This window comes from Streptomyces hainanensis, from assembly GCF_004348415.1.
Taxonomy (GTDB): Bacteria; Actinomycetota; Actinomycetes; order Streptomycetales; family Streptomycetaceae; genus Streptomyces; species Streptomyces hainanensis.
Genome location: NZ_SMKI01000383.1, coordinates 1 through 7,780 on the forward strand (window position 1 = coordinate 1; position 7,780 = coordinate 7,780).

Below are 7,780 nucleotides of genomic sequence, written 5' to 3' on the forward strand. Positions count from 1 at the left end.
GCCCATGTCCGCGCCCGCGTCTACCGCTACCGCTACACCACCCGCCACGAACGTCACACCACCGGCGCCTGGTGGCACCGCACCCCCCTGGGCGACCACCTTCCCCCGTCAGCACCGTGAGCATGCACCACCCGAAGTGCGGTATGGTTCTCGTGCGCGGTGATCAGGGGAAACACCAAGATCACATGGGCACCGGGACGTGGCGCAGCTTGGTAGCGCACCTGACTGGGGGTCAGGGGGTCGTGGGTTCAAATCCCGCCGTCCCGACACATGGACCGTTCACGAGACCAGGTGTGAGCGGTTGACGAGATCCCGTCCGATCGGATTGATCGGGCGGGATTTCGGCTTTTCCGGGGCTTGTTCGAGGCGTTGTCCGAACACGGACGGGCTCCGACACGGCTGCTCAGCAGGGTGCTGTCCGGTGGCGGGGGTGGTTTCGGGTGCGGGAGACGTGCCTAGGCCGCTTTCGGGCATGCGGTTACCGGCTCGGTGGCGCGGCAACGTCAGGGGGCATGGTGTTGTCTGCCCGCTAGGGCGGGGAGAGCCCGTCGGTGATCACGGCCGGGGCTACGTGTCCCATCGGTTCGGAGATCGTCTCCGGTTCGGTAGCGGCCGTCTGTCCGGTCGTCTTCTCCCAGGTCGACAGGATGTCCAGGTTGATGGCGCAGATCATCAGGGCCAGGAGGATGGTCTGGGCGACGCGGCCGTGTGCGGGTCGTTTCGTGGGGTCGGCGATGTCGATGCCGCGTCCCTTGGCTCTGCCGTTGAGACCTTCAGTGTTTGCCCGGATGGGGCGGTAGGCGTCAGACCAGGTTGGGTGGAGGTAGTGCCGGTCCTGACGGTACTTGTCGATCTTGCCCAGGTCGCCGGGGCGGATGGTGATCGTGGGCGGCGGAACCGTGCACTTGGACCCCGACCAGCAGAGCCTGACAGTCGATCAGTAGCCAAGGATGCCGCCAAGTTTCTCGGCGGCCAGCTTCCGTGGCCTCGATGGCCGGGGCCCAGGGTGAGACTGACCGCCCGGTGGGAAACGATCACCCACCTCGCGGGAAACGATCTCCAGGCTGCCGGGTCGTGCCTGATCAGCCCTACTCGTGAACACCCCAGAAGTAGGCCCAGCGCCACAGCATGATCTCCCGGCGCTGCTCGGGCAGTTCCTGAAGGGAGTTGACCGGCACCGGCTGCCCAGGCCACCGCGTCACGTCTCCTCCTCGCGCCCCGGTCGCAGCTTCCGGAGCCGTGTGTACTCCTTGGCCCGGTCCACCCGCGAGCGGTGCGGACCACCTGACGTGTCGCATCGGCTGTCGGCGCCTTGGCCGCAGTCGTCACAGGTGACCTCGTACACCCGCCAGGGGCGGTTTCGCTCCTGCTGCACCTTGCGCTCGTCGATGATCGGCTGGACCCGCTCGTCGTGCGGCGCTCTCCTCACCTCGCCGGTGCCGGTCCCTTCGTCGTTGACGCACTTCTCGCCCTTCTGGGCCTGGCAGCGCGGGCAGTTCCTCTTGATCCAGTAGCGCTGGGCCACCTGTGTGTGCAGCGGTCGCGGCTGGGGCTTCCGCTTCGGGGACGTGCTGGGCGAGGGAATCTGGCGCCAGACCGGTGCCGCGTTCAGGCCCAGGCGCGTTTTCCACGCGGAGATCTGGGACGTGTCGTAGGATCCGAGTTCGCCCGCGTGGGCTGCCGCCTGGACGACCTCGGCCATCAAGGGCCTCAGTTCGGCGGCTGAGGCGCCGCCGCGGCGGCGCCAGCGGATGTCGGCCAGGAGGGACTTCACTCGCTCGGTGGCCGCCGTGGTGATGGCCTCAAGGTAGTCGGCCGCCGCGCTGGCGATCTCGTGCTCGCGCTCGGTCCAGCTGCTGCTGTCGGTCGCGTTGATGCGAGCGAGCAGCGCACGGACGTCCTTGGTGTTTCCACCGGCCACCGCTGTCTTGAGGCGAGCGAAGTGGTCTCGGCGGACCTCGGCCTGTTGCTTCAGCCAGCTGTGGGCGTCCTGTGTGGCGGCCGTCAGCTGTTCCCGCGTGGGTGCGTCCAGGCCGGTGAGGGCGGCGATGTCGTCGCACACCCTGGCCACGACGACCGCGGACTCCACCTTGCGGGCATCCGACAGTTGCCGCAGCAGGACTCGCGCCCGTGCCTGGGGGGCCGGAGCCTCACGGGCCTTTTTCGTGGGCCAGGTTGAAGCTGGCCGGGTGGTGCGGGAGCGGACGATCCGTTCGACTGCTGGCGTCGACAGGCCGCGGTCGGTCATCTCGCACTCGTCCAGGCCGAACCACTCGGTGGGCCGCGCGAACGCCTCGGTGCCGATCCGCACCAGCCGGGAGGTCCCCTCGCTGTCCAGCCGAATGCGGTGCACGTACCAGCGGCGGATCAACGTCTCCCGATCCACCGGCACCGACACCCCGAGCACCGGCTCGCGGCCTTCCTCGTCCCACACCGGCGGCGTCGCTTGGTCCAGATGCACACGCAGCGCGCCGCGCGGGGAGATGACGTCTACCACCGAGCCGATCGGCGCCCCCTCCGTACCGGCGAAGTCAATGTCGACGTGCTCCCCTCTGGTGCCGAGCCAGGTGGTGGCTGCGGACTTCACGTATAGGTGATCGGCGCTGGAGACACCTCGCGCGCGACGCCCGCACTCGCGTGCCGTCCCTTCCGGGCCCGGGTTGTGGGAGAAGTGGCAGACCCGGTCGGTGTAGCGCTTCGCCGTCAACTCGCCGCCACACCCGCCCAGCAGCAGTCCGCACCAGAACGAGTCGTGCTCGTACCGCTCACGGAAGGCGTCCAGGTCGAGTGCCTCGAGAGGCAGCACCAGCGGTTCGTCAGAATCCGCGCTGCCCAGGACCGCGGTTTGAACCTGTCGCCTGTCACCCCGCACGACGCCCCACCTTTCGTCCCACGGTATCGTGGCACCGGGGATGCTGGCCCTGCAGCCGATCGCGGCATTCACGCCCCCGAACACAACGAAACCAGCCGTTCCCGCCGCTTCCGGCAGCGTGAGAACGGCAAGGCCACACAGCCTGGGGCATGGGGGCATGCCGAAGCCGCTCTGCGGCGTCGGCGCGTGCCCACGGGACCGTTACGCCGCGGCCGCCATTCCCGTAGGAGTGCACACGCTCGTCCGGGATCGCCACCGCCCCGCACGCCGCTGGCGACAGCGCGGTGTTCGTCAACAGGGCGCCACCACACGCAGGAGCTCGAGGCCGGCATCAACCCACACCCTCCCGCCCTGGTCCCCACGATTGCTATGGCGGGTCCAGGCTCGTGCCGCGATCTCCCCGAACGGGCTCGTGAGTTCAGGTTGTCCGCCGCCTCCGGAAGCTGGCCTCAGGGTTCGACGGCGGGAGGCCAGCACGATAGCCGCTTGTCCTTCAGCACCAGCGGCACATCGCCACACGAACAGCAGCTCGCCGAGATGCGAGGCGAACTCGACGAGCTCGAAGAACTTGACGCGGCGTGGGCAGCGAACCGGGGGCTCACCCGACTGAACAGGCAGTGGTGGTCTAGTTCGCGCAACGTATTAGAGGTGCTCATGGGAGAGAGGTCTGATCGGCCTGCGTGGCGCTCGCAGACCTTGAGCATGGCCCCCGCCGCGACAGCAGTGCCGGTCAGGGCGCATGATGAAACGACATGGGCGGAAGGGGCGGGAATGGCGCGCTGGACGGTGGGAAGACAGGAAGCAACTCCTCCGGCGCCGGGGCGTGTCGGCGGTATTGGCTGGATGGCCGCGTGGCTGACGGGGGCCGTGACGCTATCGGTGGAAGGGGCGCTCGCGCTGGTCGTCTTCTTCCTGGTGGGCTTGCGGAATGAGCACTATTTCGCCGCCGGCGCCCCGGTCTTCCTCGGGTATCTCTTCGGGGCCGTGATCATCGTGATCATGCTCGGCCTGGTGGGGTTGATCGGTTCGGCGGCGGCCGTCCTGCCGGTCGTGCAACTGTCGCGCTGGTCGGCCCGCAGGAGTGGACGGGCGGAGACGATGCGTTGGTGCCTGGCTGTGTGCGGGGCGGTCACCGCGGCGGTCGCCGTGTGCATCGGGGTGCCGACGGCGCTCCTCGGCGGCGGTTGGACGGTGCTCCCGCTGGTTCTTCTCGTCACGTTCCTCTGCTTGGTCCCCGCCGTCCTGTGTGCTCGGGCCGTGACCGTCCTGCGGGGCACCGGCACCCGGTTCGCGCTGGCCGGGATGGTGCTCGTTTATGGCTTGACGCTGTCAGGGGTGGTGCTCATCGGTGGCCTGGTGGCCTACGGGACCGGCTTGATCCAGGCATACGAGCCGCCACAGCTCACCGACGCGCAGCTCGTCGGTACCTGGACCGACGACCATGGCGGCACCCTCGTCCTCCGCGCTGATGGCACCGCGGTTGCCAACGATCTGGACGTCCATACCGCGCAGGCGGCATACGACGGAGGCGCACCCGAGCCGTGCAGTGGCTCCGGCTCGTGGACGCAGGACGCATCGCCGTCCGGAACCCCTCAGCTCGATCTCAGCGTGAGCGGATGCATGGAGGGCCGCGACTGGCAGTTCGGCGGCACCGACGACCAGCCCACCCTCTACTACTGGATCGGCGACCCGGATTCACTCGACCAGTACACCCTGCACCGCATGTCGCCAGCACCGTAGTCACTGATGGCTCGCGTATTCACCCCGGCACGAGGCAACCTGATCACGAAACCCCCGGGCAAGTGCGCCTGGCCGATGGAGGGGCAGCCAGCTCCGCGACTCAGATCCCGAAGTCGGTGACCTCGACATCGAGGCCTTGGGCGCGGCGGCCGTGGTCGTCTCCACCGTGATCCCGGCCTAAGCAGCGCTGCGGATCGCCCGCTGCCGGATCCGCGGCTGCGAGCTGCGGCGTGCCTGGCGCTCGAGGGCGGCGGCCAAACGGCGACCTCGCGCCGCTCCTCGACGTCGACGCTCGGCCGGTGAGGTTCGCCCGCTGGTACACCGACTGGCTGGAGAAGGCCGCACGGCGGCCAGGCGCGTAAGCGGCGGGGCTCAGCTGGGTGTGGGGGTCGGGTGGCCGGGATGGTTCGCCGACGGGGCGGCGTCACGTCGTTGTCTGCGTTCCGGTCACTGTTCGTCGTGTCCAGAGTGGATTGTGCTCTCGCGAGTGCAGAGGTGGGCGGATGGGCAGGCTGGGCAGCCGTACTCAGTGAGGAAGCCTGATTCCTCCACCTGTGGCAACCAAGGCTCGTGCCTCGGACAGGCTGATCTGGTTGAGGTCGGCGATTGCCGCCGCGTCCACCTGCGTGGTCCACCAGGTCTAGGCCGCGTCTGTTTGTTGGCCGGCCCGCTGTTCGACGTGGCTGCCCGCATGAGTCCCGGTGGAAGATCTTTCGCATGATGATGCGACCTCCCCGTAGGGGCATAGCCCCTGTCGTGCCCCCCGTCGTGAAATCCTGGCGCCGCATCGACGGTTGGTTGGCCCGATACGCACCGAAGGCTCTGGGAGAACTCAGGCCTCCGGCTTCGCGGCAGTCCATCCAGGAGGCCGAGTCACGGCTGGGGTTCCCCCTTCCTGCGGATCTCCGGGAGTCGCTGCGGTGCCACGACGGAGACAGGTCCCTGTTGGGTGTGCTTCCCTGCCGGAGGCTGTACTCGGCGTCGGAGATCATCGAGGTCCGTGAGATGCGGATGGAGATATGGGAATCAGACGACCCGGACCAGGCGGAAACGCCCTGGTGGGGTACGCAGTGGGTCCCCATCTCCGGAGGTCAAGGAGACGACCACTTCATCGATGCCGGGGAAGGGATGTGGCAGAACCATCTCGGAAACGCTGTCCACGGCGACCAGGCGTGCTTTCTGGGCTGGCCCAGCTTGGGCTCATGGCTCCACGAGGTGGCGGAAGCCATGGAACATCACAGCCAGTCCTGGTTCGGCGCGGTGACCGCCCCGAAGATCGACAGCAGCGGAGACGTCGGCTGGTGGAACTGAGTCCTGCATTCACCCGTACGGGCGACGGGCGCTGTCAGGTCGCCCCGCCCGGCCGGGACCTGGCCCAGGAGGCCGCCATGCGCGGCTTCAGCCAGCGGCTCCCGGTCGACTGGCTTCGAGAGCACCTCGCCGCAGATGCGACGCACTACCTGTTCCCGACACTCGTGCAGAGGCTCACGCACCGGCCCGAGACGCCGCTGCAGTGGAGGTGCCAGCAACTGCTGACCGTCAGCACCGGCGAACAGATCTGGGGTCTGCTCGACGTCCAACAGGTGCAGGAAATTGCCTTCCATCCGGGCGGCAACACCCTCGCCAGCGCCAGCTCGGACGGCGCGGTACGACTGTGGGACGCCGAGACCGGAGGACTGCGCGACACCCTCCGCGGCCACGGCCAGCTGGTGACCGCTCTCGCCTACAGCCCAGACGGATCCGTGCTCGCCACCGCGAGCACGGACTTCACCGTCCGGCTGTGGGGCGAAAGGGCCGCACTCAGCCCCGAGGAAGCGATCGCCGACATCTGCCAGGTCCTGGTGGACCGCGACTTCGCTCTGGAGGAAGGGGGGGGTCCCCTACATAGGAGACCAACCGGCCACATCGGTCTGCTTCGAGTAATGCCTCAACAGGGGGGCGTACAGTGCCGCGCTTCGGGTGGAGGACGGAAGCCAGCAGGCGGCGCTGCTTCCGACGGTCCATGAGAACCGGAGGAAGTGGACCTCCTTGTGCGGGGTATTGCCTTCGCAGTGGGATGAATAGACCCAGGTCGTGCTCGATGCGGCGCCTCAGTGAACCATCACAGACCCCGGTGGCTGTCTCGGTGAACGCCCCTGCCGTTGGGCGAGTTTCTGCGTATAGGGCGTGCCGTCTTCGCGCTCGCGCCATGATCTCCATCGCGTCGGTTCGCCAGCAGGTGGGTCAGGAATGTTCGAAATAGGGGAGGCATGACCGTGCGAGACCAGCTTCTGGGGGGCCGCTACCGGTTGGTGCGACAGCTCGGCGAGGGGGGCATGGGGCAGGTATGGCAGGCGCAGGACAAGACCCTGGGCCGACCGGTCGCGGTCAAGGTGATCTCCCTGCTCGCCGGTGGCGGAAGCCGCGGCGACGAAGCACGTACCAGGTTCCTGCGCGAGGCACGGATCACCGCCCAGCTACAGCACCCCAACATCGTGACCATCCACGACCTCGGCGAGAACGGCACCGAAGGCAACACGGTCCCGTTCCTGGTGATGGAGCTGGTCCGGGGCGAGGGCCTGGACTCGATACTGCGTCGAGGCGCCGTCACCTTGCCGGACGCCGCCCCATGGGGGGCACAGATATGCGACGCACTCGCTGAGGCGCACCACGCCGGGATCACGCACCGGGACATCAAGCCCTCCAACGTCCTCATCCCGCCCTCCGGCACCGTGAAAGTCCTCGACTTCGGCATCGCCCGGACAGCCGATCCCTACGCGACTGCCGACCGCCTCACCCAGACGGGCTTCATCGTGGGCACACCCCCATACATGGCCCCCGAACAAGCACGCGCCTTCCCGAACCCCGCAGCGACCTGTACGCGCTCGGCTGCCTGCTCTTCGAACTGATCACCGGCCGGCCGCCCTTCCAGGCTCCCGACACCGTCGGCTACCTCACCGCACACCTCACCCAGCAACCCCCCACACCGAGCTCGGTGCGGGCGGGCATCCCATCCGCCTGGGACGACCTCGTGCTCACCCTGCTCCACAAGGACCCCAAAGAGCGGTACCCGAACGCCACCGAACTCGCCCAGGCACTACGACACCTCAACCACACACCCGAGCCCGCCAGAGACCCCGCGCCACCAGCAGGAGGGCGCACCCCACCCCCTGTCTCTTATACACACGC

Annotated in this window: 6 protein-coding genes, 1 tRNA gene and 2 pseudogenes; 7 read left to right on the forward strand and 2 right to left on the reverse strand. The window is 68.1% G+C overall.

The window, feature by feature from the left end:
- Positions 1-193: 193 nt before the first annotated feature.
- Positions 194-267: transfer RNA gene (locus E1283_RS27640), tRNA-Pro, on the forward strand.
- Positions 268-529: 262 nt separating this feature from the next.
- Here E1283_RS27640 and E1283_RS37545 read toward each other — a convergent pair.
- Entirely contained in the window at positions 530-673 is a 144-nt protein-coding gene (locus E1283_RS37545) for a hypothetical protein (RefSeq protein WP_165956264.1), read from the reverse strand.
- 525 nt (positions 674-1,198) lie between these two features.
- Positions 1,199-2,944 carry a zinc finger domain-containing protein gene (locus E1283_RS27645; RefSeq protein ID WP_243745147.1) on the reverse strand — a complete coding sequence of 582 codons (1,746 nt, stop codon included), beginning with the start codon at positions 2,942-2,944 and terminating at the stop codon, positions 1,199-1,201.
- Between the two features lie 414 nt (positions 2,945-3,358).
- Here E1283_RS27645 and E1283_RS27650 point away from each other — a divergent pair, with 414 nt between their 5' ends.
- The 6 genes and pseudogenes from E1283_RS27650 to E1283_RS39075 form a co-directional block, all read left to right on the forward strand.
- On the forward strand, positions 3,359-4,612 hold the full coding sequence (locus E1283_RS27650; protein ID WP_132820888.1) for a hypothetical protein: 1,254 nt from the start codon (positions 3,359-3,361) through the stop codon (positions 4,610-4,612).
- Positions 4,613-5,368: 756 nt separating this feature from the next.
- Positions 5,369-5,923, forward strand: coding sequence for an SMI1/KNR4 family protein (locus E1283_RS27660; RefSeq protein ID WP_165956265.1), 555 nt, complete (start codon positions 5,369-5,371; stop codon positions 5,921-5,923).
- A gap of 77 nt (positions 5,924-6,000) precedes the next feature.
- Positions 6,001-6,288 (forward strand): annotated as a pseudogene (locus E1283_RS39530) (WD40 domain-containing protein); the annotation flags it as partial.
- Complete coding sequence (locus E1283_RS37550) at positions 6,289-6,618, forward strand: WD40 repeat domain-containing protein (protein ID WP_279571295.1); 330 nt, start codon at positions 6,289-6,291, stop codon at positions 6,616-6,618.
- Positions 6,619-6,861: 243 nt separating this feature from the next.
- The gene (locus E1283_RS27670) at positions 6,862-7,500 is read left to right on the forward strand and encodes a serine/threonine-protein kinase (protein WP_243745148.1); all 639 of its coding nucleotides are present in this window, start codon (positions 6,862-6,864) and stop codon (positions 7,498-7,500) included.
- A gap of 86 nt (positions 7,501-7,586) precedes the next feature.
- Positions 7,587-7,780, forward strand: a pseudogene (locus E1283_RS39075) (hypothetical protein); the annotation flags it as partial.

Coding starts and splice junctions, on each gene's coding strand:
- E1283_RS37545 (WP_165956264.1), bottom strand. CDS start 673: ATGATCTGCGCCATCAACCTGGACATCCTGTCGACCTGGGAGAAGACG.
- E1283_RS27670 (WP_243745148.1), top strand. CDS start 6,862: ATGACCGTGCGAGACCAGCTTCTGGGGGGCCGCTACCGGTTGGTGCGA.